At 69.9% G+C, this 16,193-nt stretch carries 15 protein-coding genes; 7 read left to right on the forward strand and 8 right to left on the reverse strand.

Annotated elements, in window-relative coordinates; genetic code table 11:
• Positions 1 to 168 precede the first annotated feature (168 nt).
• Together AMYNI_RS0113405 and AMYNI_RS0113410 are read left to right on the forward strand one after the other, a co-directional pair.
• The gene (locus AMYNI_RS0113405) at positions 169 to 1,479 is read left to right on the forward strand and encodes a glycosyltransferase family 4 protein (RefSeq protein WP_020668529.1); all 1,311 of its coding nucleotides are present in this window, start codon (positions 169 to 171) and stop codon (positions 1,477 to 1,479) included.
• 2 nt (positions 1,480 to 1,481) lie between these two features.
• Positions 1,482 to 2,804: a UDP-glucose dehydrogenase family protein gene (locus AMYNI_RS0113410; protein WP_026360407.1), complete on the forward strand. Its 1,323-nt coding sequence runs from the start codon at positions 1,482 to 1,484 to the stop codon at positions 2,802 to 2,804.
• A gap of 64 nt (positions 2,805 to 2,868) precedes the next feature.
• On the opposite strand, the gene AMYNI_RS0113415 is transcribed toward AMYNI_RS0113410, so the two are convergent.
• The 3 genes from AMYNI_RS0113415 to AMYNI_RS0113425 form a co-directional block, all read right to left on the reverse strand.
• On the reverse strand, positions 2,869 to 3,906 hold the full coding sequence (locus AMYNI_RS0113415; protein WP_020668531.1) for a GNAT family N-acetyltransferase: 1,038 nt from the start codon (positions 3,904 to 3,906) through the stop codon (positions 2,869 to 2,871).
• Positions 3,907 to 3,909: 3 nt separating this feature from the next.
• Positions 3,910 to 4,833, reverse strand: a complete 924-nt coding sequence (locus AMYNI_RS0113420) for a glycosyltransferase family 2 protein (protein ID WP_020668532.1) — start codon at positions 4,831 to 4,833, stop codon at positions 3,910 to 3,912.
• 64 nt (positions 4,834 to 4,897) lie between these two features.
• A complete protein-coding gene (locus tag AMYNI_RS0113425) occupies positions 4,898 to 5,569 on the reverse strand; it encodes a polysaccharide deacetylase family protein (protein WP_026360408.1) in 672 nt (223 codons plus the stop codon).
• Positions 5,570 to 5,736: 167 nt separating this feature from the next.
• Between AMYNI_RS0113425 and AMYNI_RS0113430 the strand changes: the two genes are divergently transcribed.
• The gene (locus AMYNI_RS0113430) at positions 5,737 to 5,919 is read left to right on the forward strand and encodes a YegP family protein (protein ID WP_020668534.1); all 183 of its coding nucleotides are present in this window, start codon (positions 5,737 to 5,739) and stop codon (positions 5,917 to 5,919) included.
• Positions 5,920 to 5,983: 64 nt separating this feature from the next.
• On the opposite strand, the gene ddaH is transcribed toward AMYNI_RS0113430, so the two are convergent.
• Positions 5,984 to 6,838 (reverse strand): dimethylargininase, encoded by an 855-nt coding sequence (gene ddaH / locus AMYNI_RS0113435; protein WP_425387900.1) that lies wholly within the window; start codon positions 6,836 to 6,838, stop codon positions 5,984 to 5,986.
• 73 nt (positions 6,839 to 6,911) lie between these two features.
• Between ddaH and AMYNI_RS0113440 the strand changes: the two genes are divergently transcribed.
• The 3 genes from AMYNI_RS0113440 to AMYNI_RS0113450 all read left to right on the forward strand — a co-directional run bounded on the left by AMYNI_RS0113440 (position 6,912) and on the right by AMYNI_RS0113450 (position 10,755).
• On the forward strand, positions 6,912 to 7,358 hold the full coding sequence (locus AMYNI_RS0113440) for an Lrp/AsnC family transcriptional regulator (RefSeq protein ID WP_020668536.1): 447 nt from the start codon (positions 6,912 to 6,914) through the stop codon (positions 7,356 to 7,358).
• A 416-nt stretch (positions 7,359 to 7,774) separates the two neighbouring features.
• Positions 7,775 to 9,694, forward strand: a complete 1,920-nt coding sequence (locus AMYNI_RS0113445) for a 2-oxoacid:acceptor oxidoreductase subunit alpha (RefSeq protein WP_026360410.1) — start codon at positions 7,775 to 7,777, stop codon at positions 9,692 to 9,694.
• On the forward strand, positions 9,691 to 10,755 hold the full coding sequence (locus tag AMYNI_RS0113450; RefSeq protein ID WP_020668538.1) for a 2-oxoacid:ferredoxin oxidoreductase subunit beta: 1,065 nt from the start codon (positions 9,691 to 9,693) through the stop codon (positions 10,753 to 10,755). The genes AMYNI_RS0113445 and AMYNI_RS0113450 overlap by 4 nt, the downstream gene beginning before the upstream one ends.
• A gap of 63 nt (positions 10,756 to 10,818) precedes the next feature.
• Here AMYNI_RS0113450 and AMYNI_RS0113455 read toward each other — a convergent pair whose 3' ends face one another.
• The 3 genes from AMYNI_RS0113455 to AMYNI_RS0113465 form a co-directional block, all read right to left on the reverse strand.
• Entirely contained in the window at positions 10,819 to 12,183 is a 1,365-nt protein-coding gene (locus AMYNI_RS0113455; RefSeq protein ID WP_020668539.1) for a sunset domain-containing protein, read from the reverse strand.
• 70 nt (positions 12,184 to 12,253) lie between these two features.
• The gene (locus AMYNI_RS0113460) at positions 12,254 to 13,282 is read right to left on the reverse strand and encodes a polyprenyl synthetase family protein (RefSeq protein WP_020668540.1); all 1,029 of its coding nucleotides are present in this window, start codon (positions 13,280 to 13,282) and stop codon (positions 12,254 to 12,256) included.
• A 160-nt stretch (positions 13,283 to 13,442) separates the two neighbouring features.
• Complete coding sequence (locus AMYNI_RS0113465; RefSeq protein ID WP_020668541.1) at positions 13,443 to 13,760, reverse strand: DUF6204 family protein; 318 nt, start codon at positions 13,758 to 13,760, stop codon at positions 13,443 to 13,445.
• A 155-nt stretch (positions 13,761 to 13,915) separates the two neighbouring features.
• Between AMYNI_RS0113465 and AMYNI_RS0113470 the strand changes: the two genes are divergently transcribed.
• Positions 13,916 to 14,557 (forward strand): hypothetical protein, encoded by a 642-nt coding sequence (locus AMYNI_RS0113470; RefSeq protein WP_026360411.1) that lies wholly within the window; start codon positions 13,916 to 13,918, stop codon positions 14,555 to 14,557.
• Positions 14,558 to 14,609: 52 nt separating this feature from the next.
• On the opposite strand, the gene nuoN is transcribed toward AMYNI_RS0113470, so the two are convergent.
• Entirely contained in the window at positions 14,610 to 16,193 is a 1,584-nt protein-coding gene (gene nuoN, locus AMYNI_RS0113475; protein ID WP_020668543.1) for an NADH-quinone oxidoreductase subunit NuoN, read from the reverse strand.

Raw genomic sequence — 16,193 nt, forward strand, 5'->3', positions numbered from 1 at the left:
GCCTTGGCGCGGGTTTGATCCCTGCAGTTGGAACCGTTGTGACAGCTGGCGACCCGTCAGCCACTGGCCAATCAGCGGCATTTTCCGCGAACTAGTGGCCGAACGTAATGAAAACGGCGCCGCCGACGAATAAGGAATGTCTAACCAACTCGCGAAAAGGAGTTGAGGGTGGCCAGTCGAAGACATGTCCTGATCATCGTGCAGAACCTTCCGGTGCCACTCGACCGCCGGGTGTGGCTGGAGTGCCGCGCCCTGGTGGACGCGGGCTTCGAGGTGTCGGTGATCTGCCCGAAGGGGCCGGACGACCCGCCCTACGAATGGCTGGACGAGGTGCATCTCTACAAGTACGCACCGCCCCCGCAGGCCGAAGGCGTGCTCGGCTACCTGCGGGAGTTCGCCTACTGCTGGGCGCAGACCGCGCGGCTGAGCCGGAAAGTGTGGCGGCGCAGGCCGTTCGACGTCATCCAGGCCTGCAACCCGCCGGACACCTACTGGGCGCTGGCCCGGCTGTGGGCGCCGCGCGGGGTGCGGTTCGTCTTCGACCACCACGACCTCAACCCCGAGGTGTACCGTTCCCGCTTCGGCGAACCGGCCGGGATCACCGGCAAGGCCCAGCTGGCCGGGCTCTACTGGCTGGAGCGCAACACCTTCCGCACCGCCGACCGGGTCATCTCGACCAACACCTCGTACCAGCGGATCGCGATCGAACGCGGCAAGGTGGCCCCGGAACGCACTACCGTGGTCCGATCCGGGCCGGACACCTCGGTTATGCGCCCTGGGAAACCGAAGCCCGAGCTGAAGCGCGGCCGGGAACATCTGGTGGTGTGGCTCGGCATCATGGGCCCGCAGGACGGCGTGGACGGGGTGCTGGAAGTGGCCCGCCGGGTCGTGCACGAGCACGGCCGGACCGACGTCGGCTTCGCCCTGCTCGGTTTCGGCGACTGTCTGGAAGAACTGCGCGGGCAGTGCACCGAGCTCGGCCTCGACGAGCACGTCGAGTTCACCGGCCGGGTCGGCGCGGCACAGATCTCGGACTACCTGTCCACCGCCTCGGTCGGGCTGTCCGCCGATCCGCTCAGCCCGCTCAACGATGTGTCCACAATGAACAAGACGATGGAGTACATGGCTTTCGCGCTTCCGGTGCTGGCCTACCGGCTGACCGAGACGGTTGTCTCCGCTGGGAATTGCGCGGTCTACCTCGAACCGGGCGACGTGGCCGGTTTCTCGGCCGCGCTGGTGGACCTGCTGGACGACCCCGCCCGCCGCGCCGAGCTCGGCAAGGCCGGCCGGGTACGCGCGGAACGAGAGCTCGACTGGGCGCCGCAGTCGGCCGCCTACGTGTCCGTATACCAGGAGCTGCTGGCAGCGGCCGGGGTATCCACCGTATCCACTGTGCCCACTGTGGACACAGTGGATACCCCGGCCGCCGGACCCAGCCGAAGACCGAGCGCGCCGCGGGCAGCGCTCGCCGGGGAGTGATGATGTTCGCCAGACGGATAGCGGTGGTGGGTACCGGCTACGTTGGCCTGACCACCGGAGCCTGCCTCGCGTCGCTCGGGCACCAGGTGACCTGCGCCGACGTGGACGCGGCCAAGATCGAACGGCTGCGCCGGGGCGAGGTGGACATCCTCGAACCCGGCCTGCCGGAGCTCGTCGCCGAGGGACTCGCCGCCGGCCGGTTGTCCTTTGTGGTCGGTGCGGCGACGGCGATCTCCGCGGACGACTCGCCGCAGGAGTGCACCGAGGTGGTGTTCCTCTGCGTGCCGACCCCGATGGGCGTCGGCGGGGTGGCCGACCTGAGCACGGTGGAGTCGGTGATCGACGAGATCCGGCCGCTGCTGCGACCGGGCGCGGTACTGGTCAACAAGTCCACCGTGCCGGTTGGCAGCGCGGAACGGACCGCGGAGCTGCTCGACCGCACCGACGTCGCGGTGGTCAGCAACCCGGAGTTCCTGCGGGAGGGTTCGGCGGTCGACGACTTCCTGAACCCGGACCGGATCGTGGTCGGCAGCTCGGCACAGGACGCGGCGGAGCGGGTCGCCGCGCTCTACGCCAAGCTCGGCGCGCCGACCGTGCTCACCGACGCGCCGAGCGCGGAGCTGGTCAAGTACGCCGCGAACTGCTTCCTGGCGATGAAACTGTCCTATGTGAACGCGATGGCGGAGCTGTGCGAACGGCTCGGCGCGAACATCACCGACATCACCGAGGGAATGGGCTACGACCGCCGGATCGGGCAGTCCTTCCTGTCCCCCGGCCCCGGCTGGGGCGGCTCCTGCCTGCCCAAGGACACCCAGGCCATGCTGCAGATCGCGGACGCCGCCGACTTCGAGTTCCGGCTGCTGCGCGCCGCGATCGACACCAACGACCGGCAGCGGCGGCGGATCGTGGACAAGATCAGGCTCGCCGTCACCGGCCGCCGCGGCGGCTCGCTGTCGCGGGTCCGGCTCGGCCTGCTCGGGCTGACCTTCAAGGCGAACACGGACGATCTGCGCGACTCCCCGGCGCTGGCGGTGGCCGCGATGCTGCGCCAGGCCGGCGCCGACCTGGTCGCCTACGACCCGGTGATCCTCACCGACAACCGCCCGGAGCTGGCCGCGGTGAGCGTGGTGGACGATCCGATGCTGGTCGCCAAGGACGTGGACGCGCTGGTGGTGCTGACCGAGTGGCCGGAGTTCCGCACCCTGGACTGGCCCCGCCTCGCCGAGGTGACCCGCCGCCCCGTGGTCGTGGACACCCGCAACCTGCTCGACCCCGACGTCCTCCGCCGCGCCGGTTTCACCTGCACCGGCCTCGGCCGCGGCTAACCCCAGGTCAACGGTCGTGAGTGGAAAGTGTTGCCGGGACAACACTTTCCACTCACGACCGTGCTCAGCGGAACTTGCGGGAAAGGGCGCGTAGCTGGGGCGCCAGCGGGGACGCCTTGGCGGTGGTGACGGCGGAAAGGCTGACCTTGCGCAGGGTGGAGCGCCAGCCGGAGCTGACCATGCCCTGCCGCACGATGGACTGGCCGGTCATCGCGCGGCGTTTGTAGTCGTCTTCGCCGCGGCCGAGGTCGATCCGGTCGAGGCCGTGCACCGGCGCGGCCTCGATCACCGCGCGCAGCAGCACCCAGCCCGGCGAGAACCGGGCGAACTCCCTGGCGTACACCGGGAACCACCAGTGCAGCACGCCACCGGCGCGCAGCCCGAAATGCGCGGCGACCAGTTCGTCTCCGCTGTGCACAGTGGACAGCAGTCCGCCGAAGGCCGAGGTCCCGGTGCTCAGCAGCCGATGCGCCAGCTCGATCCGCCCCGGCCCGGCGAAGTAGTCCCGCCCGCCGGTGACCCGGCTCTGGGTGCGCTTGAGGTTGATCACCTGGTCCAGCACCGCCGGGTCACGCGAACCCGGCTCGAAGCGCACCGGCCCGTGCTCGCGTTCCAGCTTGGCGGTCAGCCGCCTAGCCTCGGTCATCTTGTCCTTGCCGCTGCGGCCGACCCGGCCGAGATAGCCGGCCAGCCCGCCGGTGACGTCCAGGTGCGGCGACGGCCTGCTGTCCTCCACCCAGGGCGCGAAACCCTCGTGGCAGTCCAGCAGGTGGTCGAAGGCGAACCCGCGCACCCCCGCCGCCACGAGCAGCGCACGGGGGTCGAACGGGGTCCCCGGCGCGAGGATCGGGCCCTGGAAGTCGGCGCCGGGCCAGCCCGCCGGGCGCGCCAGCCCGCCGGCGCAGTGCAGCGGCAGCAGGGCGCACACCTCGCCGGCGGAGTCCCGCTCGACGGCGACCTGGACCGCGTTCCCCGACTCGTGCACGGCCCGCGCGAACCCGGGATGGAAGTAGGGGCTGTCCAGCGCGGGGTTCGCCGCGCGCAGCGCGTGCCAGGCGTCCATGGCACGCCCGTCCAGTTCGTTGAGGCCGATGATCTCCACGGCTCAGCCCGGCAGGACGCGCAGCCGGCGGGACGGTCTGGTCAGCGCCACCACCGCGGCCCGCGCGGTGGCCCGCCCGGCCAGCGCGCGAACGGCTTCGCCGAGCAGCACCGCGAGGAAGTAGCCGGCACCGGCGAACCGGCCGCGCCGCCGGGTGTAGAGCCGCACCCGGTTGACCGTGAGCAGTGCCCACAGCATCGGGTTCACCCCGGACTCGCCGCCGTCGTGGTCGACCACGGCCTCCGGTTCGTACCACAGCTTCCAGCCACGATCGCCTGCCCGCAAAGCGAACTCCGATTCCTCGCCGTACAACAGAAAAGACTCGTCCCACGGGCCGAGGTCGCGGATCGCACCGGCCGAGATCAGCATCGCCGCCCCGGTCGCCCATGCCGCGCTGCCGGCCTTCTCGTAGACCCGCGGGTCGGTGATCAGCTCGCCGAACCCGCCAAGCCGTCCCGCGGTGGCCCCGCCGAGCACGGACTCGGCGAGCGCGCGGGTCACCGTGGGCGTCCGCCGCAGGGAAGGTTGCAGGGAGCCGTCCGCGTTCAGCAGCCGCGGCACCGCGATGCCCCGTCCCGGCGCACGAAGGGCTTCAGCCAGTTTCGCGACCGTGCCCGGCCGCAGCCGAGCGTCCGGGTTGAGCACCAGCACCGCGTCCAGCTCGAAACCTCGCAGGGCGTGCACCGCCGCGTTGATCGCCGCCGCATAGCCCGCGTTGCGGCCCATCTCCAGCACCCGCACCGGAACCCCGTGCACCCGCCTTGCCAGCCCGGCCGTGCCGTCGGTCGACGCGTTGTCCCCCACCACCACCTCGACCAGCCGCACTCCGCGCAGCCCTTCCGGCAGCGACGCGAGACAGCCCGCCAGCACGTCCGCACTGTTGTACGTGACCACCACGACGGCGACCTGGAAGGGTGCGGCATTCACTTCTGAACTATCGGGTTCCTCTCCGCACACGTTACTTTTCCGTTGCACGGCAACGAGATCTTCCTCAACCACGGGTGCGCTTCACCAGTCGGGCGCAAGCCCTCCGCGCCCGGCGGCGCAGTCCCGGCGTGCCGGCCAGCACGTCTTGAGTCCACTGTGGATCGATATCGTGCCGGAGGCTGGTGCGCGACTGCAGCCAGGCGGACGGCCGCGCGGCACCGCCGTCGCTGGTGTAAGCCGTGGTCACCCCGGCACGACGCAGCCCGGCCAGCACCCGGCGGTCGTAGGAACCGAACGGCACCGCCACCCTGGTCACCGGCCGCCCGGTCAGCTCGCCGAGCAACCGCGGCGCGGCGACGAACTCCTCGGTCCGCCCGGCGGCATCGAGCCGGCGCCAGTCACGGTGCGCCCAGCCGTGCGAACCGACCGTCATCCCGGCCGAGAGCAGCGCCGCCACCCCGGCCGCGTCCACCATGCCCGGCGCGCCGATTCGCCCGGCCAGCAAGAAGAACTCCGCGCGCAGGCCGCGTTCCACCAAACGGGGCAAGGCGATCTCGACGTCCGAGGCGTTCCCGTCGTCGAAGGTGATCCGCACCCCGGACGGGCGCTCGGCGACCGCGTCCAGCACCTGCTCGAACTGCCCGACGCTCACCCAGGTCCGGTCCTCGCCCGGCTCCAGCGGCCGGACCGGTGAACCGATTCCGTGCACGGTCATGGTTACGACACTCGCCGGCATCGGGGCCTCCCTCTCGCGGGCTGCCCGTTCTATCGCGGAGAAACCACTGGCATTACAGGGTTAACGGTTCAAACACACCTTGTAACGCGGGAATCCCGCACTACGACTGTTCGTGACGCGGGTCACGTACGCTATTTCGCCCGCGATTCGCAGGAAAGGGCGGGACCATGCCAGGAAAGTTCGAGCTGTACACCGACCAGGCCGGCAAGTACCGGTTCCGGTTGCGGGCCGGCAACGGGGAGATCATCGCCTCCAGCGAGGCTTACAACGCGAAGAAGTCCGCGCTCAACGGGATCGACTCGGTGCGCCGCAACGCACCGGTCGCCCGGCTCGATGACCGGACGTTCTGATCGAACCGTGCGGAGCGTCCGGGAGTCGGGATTCGGCGAGTCCCGGACGCGTCCGGCCGTCAGCTCACTTGCGGATCTCCAAGGTGCAGCACTTCGGCCCGCCGCCCGCCTTGCGCAGCTCGGAAATGTCCACCAGCACCGGCTCGTAACCGCGTGCGGACAGCCGGTCCGCGAGCCGCACCGCCTCCACCGGCAGCACCACGTTGCGCCCGTCGGACACCCCGTTCAGGCCGAGCCAGGCCGCGTCCGCCTCGTCGGCCAGCACCGCGTCCGGGAACATCCGCGCCAGCACCCGGCGCGAGCCGGGCGAGAACGCGTCCGGGTAGTAGGCGATCGCGGCCGGTGCGCTGTCGGTCGCTTCGGTGAGCACGAACAGGGCGGTGTCCAGGTGGTAGTACCGAGGATCGGTCAGCCGGAGCGAGACCACCGGCACGCCGAGCGCTTCCTGCGCCTCGGCGTGCGCCTCCGGGTCGGTGCGGAAGCCGGTGCCGGCCAGCAGCAGCCGCCCGGTCCAGGCGAAGTCGCCCTCCGCCTCGTTGGTCTTGGTGGGCATGGTCAGGTCGCGGTAGCCGTGCTCGGTGAACCAGCGGCGGAAGTGCTCCGCCTCGGCGGCCCGCTGCGGGGCGCGGAACCGGGAGCCCAGCACGCGGCCGTCGATCACGGTGCCGGAGTTCGCGGCGAACACCATGTCCGGCAGGCCGGGTTGCGGCTCGATCTCCTCGACCGTGTGGCCGAGGCGCCGGTAGGTGTCCCGGAGCTCGGTCCACTGCGCCACCGCCAGGTCGGTGTCCACCGGCAGGCTCGGGTCCATCCAGGGGTTGATCACGTAGTCGACCGCGAAGTACCGCGGCGGGCACATCAGGTAGCGGCGGGTCGTAGGCATGCGCGTTTCGGCCAGCGGCTCGGCAACCCTCGTCATGAGTCAAAGGTATGGCTCGATACAGATGCAAGCAATCAAGGTTTCTTGCGCACATACCTGCTAAACATTGCGTGTGAACACGATCGACCAGCGAATCATTTCGTGCCTGGTGGCCAACGCGCGCTCCAGCTATGCCGACATCGGCAAGGTGGTCGGGCTCTCCGCCCCGGCCGTGAAAAGACGGGTCGACCGGCTGCTCGAAACCGGGGTGCTGCGCGGGTTCACCGCGGTGGTGGACCCGGAGGCACTCGGCTGGGGGACCGAAGCCTTCGTCGAAGTGCACTGCCAGGGCAACGTCACCCCGGCCAGGATCAGGGCCAGGCTGGAGCCGTTGCCCGAGGTGGTCTCGGCGTACACGGTAACCGGTGCCGCGGACGCCATCGTGCACCTGCGCGCCGCGGACATCCACCAGCTGGAGACCGCACTGGAGCGGTTGCGCGGGCTGGAGATCGTGGACCGTACGGTGTCCACCGTGGTGCTCTCGCGGATGCTGGACCGGCCGCCGACGCCCGGCAATTGAGCCGGTCACGATCGCGACCTGACCGGGCGGTGCCAGACTGCTGCCAGACTGCACAGCAGCCCGTCCCACTCTGCGGACACTTCACGGTGTTAACCGTGGGTCAGCGGAATCCGGGCCGACCACGGCCGTGCGAGCACCACGCGAACCGGTGCTCGCGGCCACGACGTCGCCGCGACCGGCTCGACCGGCCACGACGCCGGCCAAGATCGTCGCCGGAAAGCGAGGTGTGCGTTGAGAAGGGGCGCACGGCCAACGCCGGAAAGTAACTGTTACCATCGGTTACAGGTAAGCCGCATCACAGGCCTTCGTAGACTTGAAAAACAACAAGTAATCTCGAGGTATGGGCGGCGAAACGCCCGGATTCCGGCCATGCTGGAAGGGACGCGGCAAGTCGCGAGAGAGGGATTCCCTGCCCCATGAATGCGAGTGTGAACGGCAACGGCAACGGTGCGTTGTCCGCCAGCCGTCCGACCGAGGTCAGCCGGCTGGACCGGGTCGTGATTCGGTTCGCCGGCGACTCCGGTGACGGTATGCAGCTGACCGGTGACCGTTTCACCTCCGAGGCGGCGGCCTTCGGCAACGACCTGTCCACCATGCCGAACTTCCCGGCCGAGATCCGGGCGCCACAGGGCACCATCCCCGGCGTTTCGTCCTTCCAGGTGCACTTCGCCGACTACGACATCCTGACCCCCGGCGACCGGCCGGACGTACTGGTCGCGATGAACCCGGCCGCGCTGAAGGCGAACGTCGCCGACGTCCCGTCCGGCGGGACGATCATTCTGAACACCGACGAGTTCAGCAAGCGGAACCTGACCAAGGTCGGCTACGAGGCCGACCCGGTGGCCTCGGGTGAGCTGGAGTCCTTCCAGGTGCACGAGGTGGCGATGTCCACCCTGACCCGTGGCGCGCTGGAAGAGACCGGACTGTCGAAGAAGGACGCGGAGCGGGCGAAGAACATGTTCGCCCTCGGCCTGCTGTCCTGGATGTACCACCGGCCCACTGAGGGCACCGAGCGGTTCCTCCGGGAGAAGTTCGCCAAGAAGCCGGACATCGCCGAGGCGAACGTGCTGGCCTTCCGGGCGGGCTGGAACTACGGCGAGACCACCGAGTCCTTCGCCACCACCTTCGAGGTCGCGCCGGCCAAGCTGCACCAGGGCACCTACCGGCAGATCACCGGGAACACCGCGCTGGCCTACGGGCTGATCGCGGCCGGGCAGCAGTCCGGCCTGCCGATCCTGCTCGGCACCTACCCGATCACCCCGGCCTCCGACGTGCTGCACGAGCTGTCCAAGCACAAGAACTTCGGCATCCTGACCTTCCAAGCGGAGGACGAGATCGCCGGCATCGGCGCGGCGCTGGGTGCCAGCTACGGCGGCGCGCTTGGCGTCACCTCCACCTCCGGGCCGGGGGTCGCGCTGAAGTCCGAGACCATCGGGCTCGGCGTGATGACCGAGCTGCCGCTGGTGGTCGTGGACGTGCAGCGCGGTGGGCCGTCCACCGGGCTGCCGACCAAGACCGAGCAGGCCGACCTGCTGCAGGCCATGTTCGGCCGCAACGGCGAGTCCCCGGTGCCGATCGTGGCGCCGAGCACCCCGGCGGACTGCTTCGACGCGGCGCTGGAGGCGACCCGGATCGCGCTGACCTACCGCACCCCGGTGCTGCTGCTCTCCGACGGCGCGATCGCGAACGGTTCCGAGCCGTGGCTGATCCCGGACGTCGAGGACCTGCCCGACCTGCGCGTGCGGTTCGAGAGCGAGCCCAACGCCACCGATGGGTCCGGCGAGTTCTGGCCCTACGTCCGCGACCCGGAAACCCTCGCCAGGGCATGGGCGGTGCCGGGCACCCCTGGCCTCCAGCACCGCATCGGCGGGCTGGAAAAGGCCGACCGGACCGGTCACATCTCCTACGACCCGGACAACCACGACAAGATGGTCCGGTTGCGCCAGGCCAAGATCGACGGCATCGACGTGCCCGACCTGGTGGTCGACGACCCCAGCGGCGGCAAGGCCCGCGTGCTGGCACTGGGCTGGGGCTCCTCGTTCGGCCCGATCGGCGCGGCCTGCCGCCGGGTCCGCAAGGAGGGCCTGCCGATCGCGCAGGCGCACCTGCGCCACCTGAACCCGTTCCCGGCGAACCTCGGCGACGTGCTGCGCTCCTACGACGTGGTCGTGCTGCCGGAAATGAACCTCGGCCAGCTGGCCATGCTGCTGCGGGCGAAGTACCTCGTCGACGTGCACAGCTACACCAAAGTCGCCGGCATGGCCTTCAAGGCCGAAGAACTGCAAGGCGTGTTCACCGACATCATCACCGGCATCACCAAGGAGGCGACCCTGTGACCGCCATCGATCTGGATCTGTCCGATCTGAGCGGGCTGGCGGGAGTTCCGACCACCGACGAACCGCAGAAGGCCAAGGACTACAAGAGCGACCAGGAGGTCCGCTGGTGTCCTGGCTGCGGTGACTACGTCGTCCTGAACACCGTGCAGGCGTTCCTCCCGAAGCTCGGCCTGAAGCGGGAGAACATCGTCTTCATCTCCGGCATCGGCTGCTCGTCGCGGTTCCCGTACTACCTCAACACCTACGGGATGCACTCCATCCACGGCCGGGCGCCGACGATCGCGACCGGACTGGCCACCACCCGGCCGGACCTGTCGGTGTGGGTGGTCACCGGGGACGGCGACGCGCTGTCCATCGGCGGTAACCACCTGATCCACGCGCTGCGCCGCAACGTGAACCTGAAGATCCTGCTGTTCAACAACCGGATCTACGGGCTCACCAAGGGCCAGTACTCGCCGACCAGCGACCCCGGCATGGTCACCAAGTCCACCCCGATGGGCAGCCTGGACACGCCGTTCAACCCGGTGTCGCTCGCGCTGGGCGCCGAGGCCAGCTTCGTCGGCCGCGCACTGGACTCCGACCGGGCCGGGCTGACCGAGGTGCTCACCGCGGCCGCGCAGCACCGCGGCTCCGCGGTGGTCGAGATCTACCAGAACTGCCCGATCTTCAACGACGGCGCCTTCGACGTGCTCAAGGACAAGGACGCGGCCGCGCAGCGGCTGATCCCGCTCAAGGCGGGCGAACCGATCCGGTTCGGTCCCGAAGGCGAGTACGGCGTCACGTCCAGCGGCTGGGGCGGGCTCGAGGTCGGCAAGGTCTCGGAGATCGGCGAGGAGAACCTCACCGTGCACGACCCGACCATCACCGACACCGCGTACGCGTTCGCGCTGTCGCGGATCGGCGACCAGAACCTCAACCACACCCCGACCGGCATCTTCCGCCAGGTCGCCCGTCCCACCTACGACGACCAGGCCCGCGCCCAGGTCGAGCAGGCCAGGGCCGCCAAGGCCCCCGACCTCCAGTCCCTCCTCCGCGGCAAAGACACCTGGACCGTCGCCTGACCACCGGCAAATAGCCGACTTTTTGCCCATCTTCTCAGGGCAAAAAGTCGGCTATTTGCCTCTTTAGGTGAGGGGGCGGAAGCCGACGCGTTCGGCATCGGCGGGGGTGCGGAACCACACCTCGGCCACCATCCGCGGGAACTGCGGGGACTCCTCGGTGCAGTAGCGCAGCGCCGTGACGCTGGCCTTCACCGCGAACTCCTCGGCCGGACGGCCACCACCCGGCCGCGGCATCGCGGACCCGGGGCCGAACGGTCCCGGCGGCAATGCCGCATCCGGCGCGTGATGCCTTGCCGGTGGCGGGGTCGGCGCCAGCGACTCTGCGGGCGGCGGCACCGCGGCACCCTGGTTCGGCCGGACCACCGGCTCGAACAACGACCCGCTGCGCGCGGCCTCGGTCTCCGGCACCGGCTCCCGGCGTTCGATCGACCGCATGGACGGCTGGATCGGCTGCGGCGGATCGAACCCGCCTCGCGGCGAGTCGCGGGGCTGGCGCTTCGGCAGCACCTGGGTGCTTTCGGCGGGCGACTCCTCGGGCGCACCCTGGTCCTCGAAGGCGAAAGCGGAGGCCCCGGCGGTCACAGCGGTCTCCTCGGGTTCCGGCGCCGGATGCTCCGCCTGCTCCGCGGCTTCCGGCACCTCGCCGAACCCGATGGTCCCGGTGTGGTCCGGGTGGTCCGCGTGCAGCGGCTCCGGCTCGATGTAGGGCTGGAACACCGAACCCGGCTCCTCGCGCACTGGGGGCCGCTCTTCGAACAGCGGCTCCGCCCGCACGGACTCCGGCTCGGGCTGGGGTTCGGGCTGGGGCTCGGGTTCTGCCGGGACCGGCGGCATGACCGTCGTCCGTTCGGCAGCTTGTTCGGCGGCCGGTTCCGGGTCCGGCTCGTAGGATCGCTCGCGTTCCGGCTCCAGCACCGAACCCAGCCCGCCGGCCTGGTGCCTGCCCTCGCTCACCGGGCGCTCGCTGAACAACGCGTGCCCGCTCCGGGTGGACCGCTCCGGCCAACTGGGCTCAGGCTCGGGCTCAGGTTCCGGCTCGACCGCCACCGGTTCACGCACCGGCTCCGGCGGCGGCTCGGGTGCCGGCTCGGGCAGGTACGCGGGCTCTCGCTCCAGTGGGAAGTCCGGCTCGAAAGCCGCCTCCACGGGGTCACTCCGTTCGATGCCGTACCGCTCCTCGGCGCGGTAGCCCTGATCCGCCGGATAGCCGGGCTCCGCTTCCGGGGCGGCGAACGTCCTGGTCGGCACCGGCTCCGCGTTGGCGGGCTCCACCGGTTCCGACGGCCGCCTTGCCTCGCTCTCGGCCAGCCTGGCCTCCAGCTCGCGGTTGCGCTTCTGAACCGGACGGACCAGCAGCAGCCACGTGATCAGCGTCCCGAGCAGGAACGCCACCAGACTCCAGAGCCAAACCTGCCCGAAAAGGGACATCTTCGCGCTGTCCTTCCTTCCTACCCCCTGGACGGCGTGGCGAAGGCGCCCCTGCCACCCGGCACGCTGCTCAGTGCGTCCGTGCGACGAGGTAGTCGGCGACCGACTCGCACGCGTCGCGGGCCGGGGTGGCAGGAAGCGCCGCCAGCTCGGCCCTCGCGCGACGAGCGTAGTCGGAAAGGGTTACCCTCGCGCGCCCGAGGCCGTCGGAGTCGCGCAGCAGCTCCAGCGCCTCGGCCACCAGCGCGTCCTCGGTCACCGGGGCGGACAGCAGCTCGATCAGCCGCGGCGAGCTGGCCGGGTCGGCCAGCGCGTACAGCATCGGCAGCGTGCGCACGCCTTCCCGCAGGTCAGTGCCCTGCACCTTGCCCAGCTCGGCGGACGGCGACGCGATGTCGATGATGTCGTCGGAGAGCTGGAAGGCGGTGCCGATGAGGTCGCCGAACCGCCGCAGGACGGCGGTGTGCTGCTCATCGGCGCCGGAGAGCATGCCACCGAACCGGCCGGAGGTGGCGATCAGCGAACCGGTCTTCTGCCCGATCACCGACAGGTAGTGCTCCACCGGGTCTTCCCCGGCACCGGGCCCGACGGTCTCCCGCATCTGCCCGGTGACCAGCTCGCCGAAGGTGTCCGCGATGATCCGCGCCGTCTCGGTGCCGAGGTCGGCGACCAGCCTGGAGGCGTGCGCGAACAGGAAGTCGCCGGTCAGGATGGCGATGGTGTTGTCCCAGCGGGCGTTCGCGCTCTGCGCGCCGCGGCGCATGGTGGCCTCGTCCATCACGTCGTCGTGGTACAGCGTGGCCAGGTGCACCAGCTCGACGGCCGCCGCCGCGGCCACCACGTCACCGGTGTTCCCGACCTCCGCACTGCCGAACTGGGCGGCGAGCAGGGTGAACAGCGGCCGGAACCGCTTGCCGCCCGCGTCCACCAGGTGCGTCGCGGCCTCCTGCACGGGCTGCACGTCGCTGCGCACGGTGTCGTGCAGCAGCTTTTCGACGTGGGCCAGCCCTTCGGCGAGTACGTGTGCCAGTTCTTCGTCTTCGAACTGCAGGCCGACGCTCGCGCGCAGTTCCTCGATGGCGCCACCCTGAACTGGCACGGTCGGCTCCGCCCTCTCAGCACACACTTACTCCACGGTCACCGCCAGCGTAATAGCAAGGTCACCGGCCCCGACCGCCCGCAGGGGCAGGGCACAGGTGACGAACGCGACAACAGATACTTGACAGTCACCGCCGGTCATGATTCGGCCACGGCACGAGTCATCGGCGGCGGTTGATCTTGATGGTGTCCATGCAGGTGGCCGATGAGGTGAGGTCGCGGTACGGGTAGCCGAGCTCCTCGAGCCGCACGGCCGCCATGAACTCGGCCTGGTCCTTGGCGTCCCGCTCGGCGGTCTCCCCCGGCTCGACCCGCACCTCGCACCGGAAGCCGAACGACCCGAGGTGCTCGCTATAAGCCAGCGAGCCCTCCTCGGTGAACTTCAGCACGCCGTCGGCCACCCCGGCCAGCATCCTTGCTCTCGTCCGCTCGTCCGGATGGTCGAACTTGCCGTTCACCAGCACTCGGTAGGTCAGCATAGGATCCAACATACAGATCTGTATCTGAATTCAAGAGTGAATATTCGCTCGGTCGGGTGGATTTGTGACACCACAGGGTGACTCTCCTGTCGTTTTCTTGCCACGGGCGCCAACGATCGGCTTCGCAACTGATGTTCCCCAGCAGGAAGGCCGAAATGCGCACCATCGGATACAGCGGACTCGGCGGAGCGGTGCTACTGGCCGCGAGCCTGCTCGGCGCGGCACCCGCGTCCGCGACCGAGCCAGGAGTGGCCTCCCTCGGCTCGGCGCACTTCACCGAAGAGGGATCGAGCACGGTCACAGTCGCCGCGCAAGGAGCCTGTTCGCTCGGCGGTCCGTCCAGTGTGACCGCGCCGCCGGTGAGCGAGCCCGGCGTCCGGTTCGGCGGCGGCAGCACGAACTGCGCCACGAGCATCTCCGGCGGCGTCACCACCACCAAGTCCGAGGCGACCGGCCGGGACTTCGAGCTGTCCGCGCTCGTCTCCGCAGGCGGCAAGCGGATCAGGATCAAGAACTACGACGTCAGCTGCTCGGCGACGCCGTCCCAGAGCAGCGCCGCCTGGAACCTCGACGGCATGACCGGCCTCGACGCCCTGCCGTCACCGACCCTGCCGAACCACGTGCAGCAGATCAGAAAGGCCGACGGTCAGGTACTCGCGGAAGCCGTCTTCAACGAGCAGACCGTGCCCGGCGACGGCAGCATCGGGCTGAACCTGCTGCACATCAAGTTCTTGCCGGCCTCGGGCTTCACCGGCGACGTGATCGTCGGCAGCGCCGCCTGCTCCCTCACGACGTAACGAGCGAGGGGTGTCGCGGCTCGCGACACCCCTCGTCCGGTAAAGCCTTGTCCTAGAAAGCGAACCCGCCCGCGCCCGCCCAGTCCAGCGCGAAGGACGGGGCCACCCCGAGCAGCAGGGTGACGATCACGCCGAGGGTGATGGCCGCGGTGGTGAACGCGCCGGGCACGCTCACCGTCGGGCCGCTCGCGTTCGGCTTCGAGAAGTACATCAGCACGATCACCCGCAGGTAGAAGAACGCCGCCACCGCGCTGAACACCAGCGCGATCACCACCAGCGGCGCCATCCCGTCCGAGAGCGCGGCCGAGAACACCACGAACTTGCCGACGAACCCACTGGTCAGCGGGATACCGGCGAGGGCGAGCAGCAGGAAGGTGAACACCCCGGCCAGCAACGGCGAGCGTTTCGCCAGCCCCGCCCAGGCCGAAAGGTGCGTCGCCTCCCCGTTCGAGTCGCGGACCAGGCTGACCACACCGAACGCGGCCAGCGTGGTGAACCCGTAGGCCAGCAGGTAGAACAGCGTGCCGGACAGGCCCTCTTCGGTCATCGCGATGGCACCGACCAGCAGGAAGCCGGCGTGCGCGATGGAGGAGTAGGCGATCATCCGCTTCACGTCGGTCTGGGTCAGGCCGAGCACCGCGCCGATGATCATCGAGATGATCGCGACGCCCCAGAGCACCCCGCGCCACTCCCAGCTCGTCGACTCGAAGGCGACGGTGAGCACCCGCAGGATGCCGCCGAACGCGGCGACCTTGGTGCAGGAGCCCATGAACGCGGTGACCGGGGTCGGCGCGCCCTGGTAGACGTCCGGGGTCCAGGTGTGGAACGGCCCGACCGAGCCCTTGAACAGCAGGCCGACCACGAGCAGGCCGAGCCCGGCGAACAGCAGCGTGTCCGAACGGTCGGTGCCGGCCGCGGCGTTCGCGATGTCGGACAGCTTCACCGAGTTCGCGTAGCCGTACAGCAGCGCCAGGCCGTACAGGAAGAACGCCGAGGAGAACGCCCCGAGCAGGAAGTACTTGACCGCCGACTCCTGGGAAAGCAGCCGGCGACGGCGGGCGAGGCCGCACATCAGGTACAGCGGCAGGCTCAGCACTTCCAGCGCGATGAACATGGTGAGCAGGTCGTTCGCCGCGCAGAAGGTCATCATGCCGCCGATGGCGAACAGCGTCAGCGGGAAGACCTCGGTCTGCATGCCGGTGGACCCGACCTGCGCGCGGTCCTGGATGGTGCCCGGCCGGATACCGGCCTGCGCGACGAAGGCGCCGCCAGGCTCCACCGACCTGTCCGCGATCAGCAGCACCGCGCCCAGTGCCAGCGCGAGCAGCGTGCCCCAGAGGAACAGCGCCGGCCGGTCCACCGAGATGGCCCGGCTCAGCGTGGTCAGGCCCGCCTTCGGCGCGCTGTCCGAGCTGACGTACGCGATCAGCGCGACCCCGGCGCCGGCGATCGCCAGCAGGCTCAGCACGACCTGGCCCGGCCAGCGCATGTGCCGGGGCAGGAAGGCCTCGAACAGCACGCTCACGCAGGCCGCGCCGAGAATGATCAGCACCGGCATGATCGCCGCGTACTCGATCGCCGGCGCGCTGATCTGCTGCGGCTGCTGCGCGGCTTGCGCGAGAACAAGGTCGAGCAT

Origin of the sequence: Amycolatopsis nigrescens CSC17Ta-90 (genome assembly GCF_000384315.1) — a bacterium.
Classification (GTDB): Bacteria; Actinomycetota; Actinomycetes; order Mycobacteriales; family Pseudonocardiaceae; genus Amycolatopsis; species Amycolatopsis nigrescens.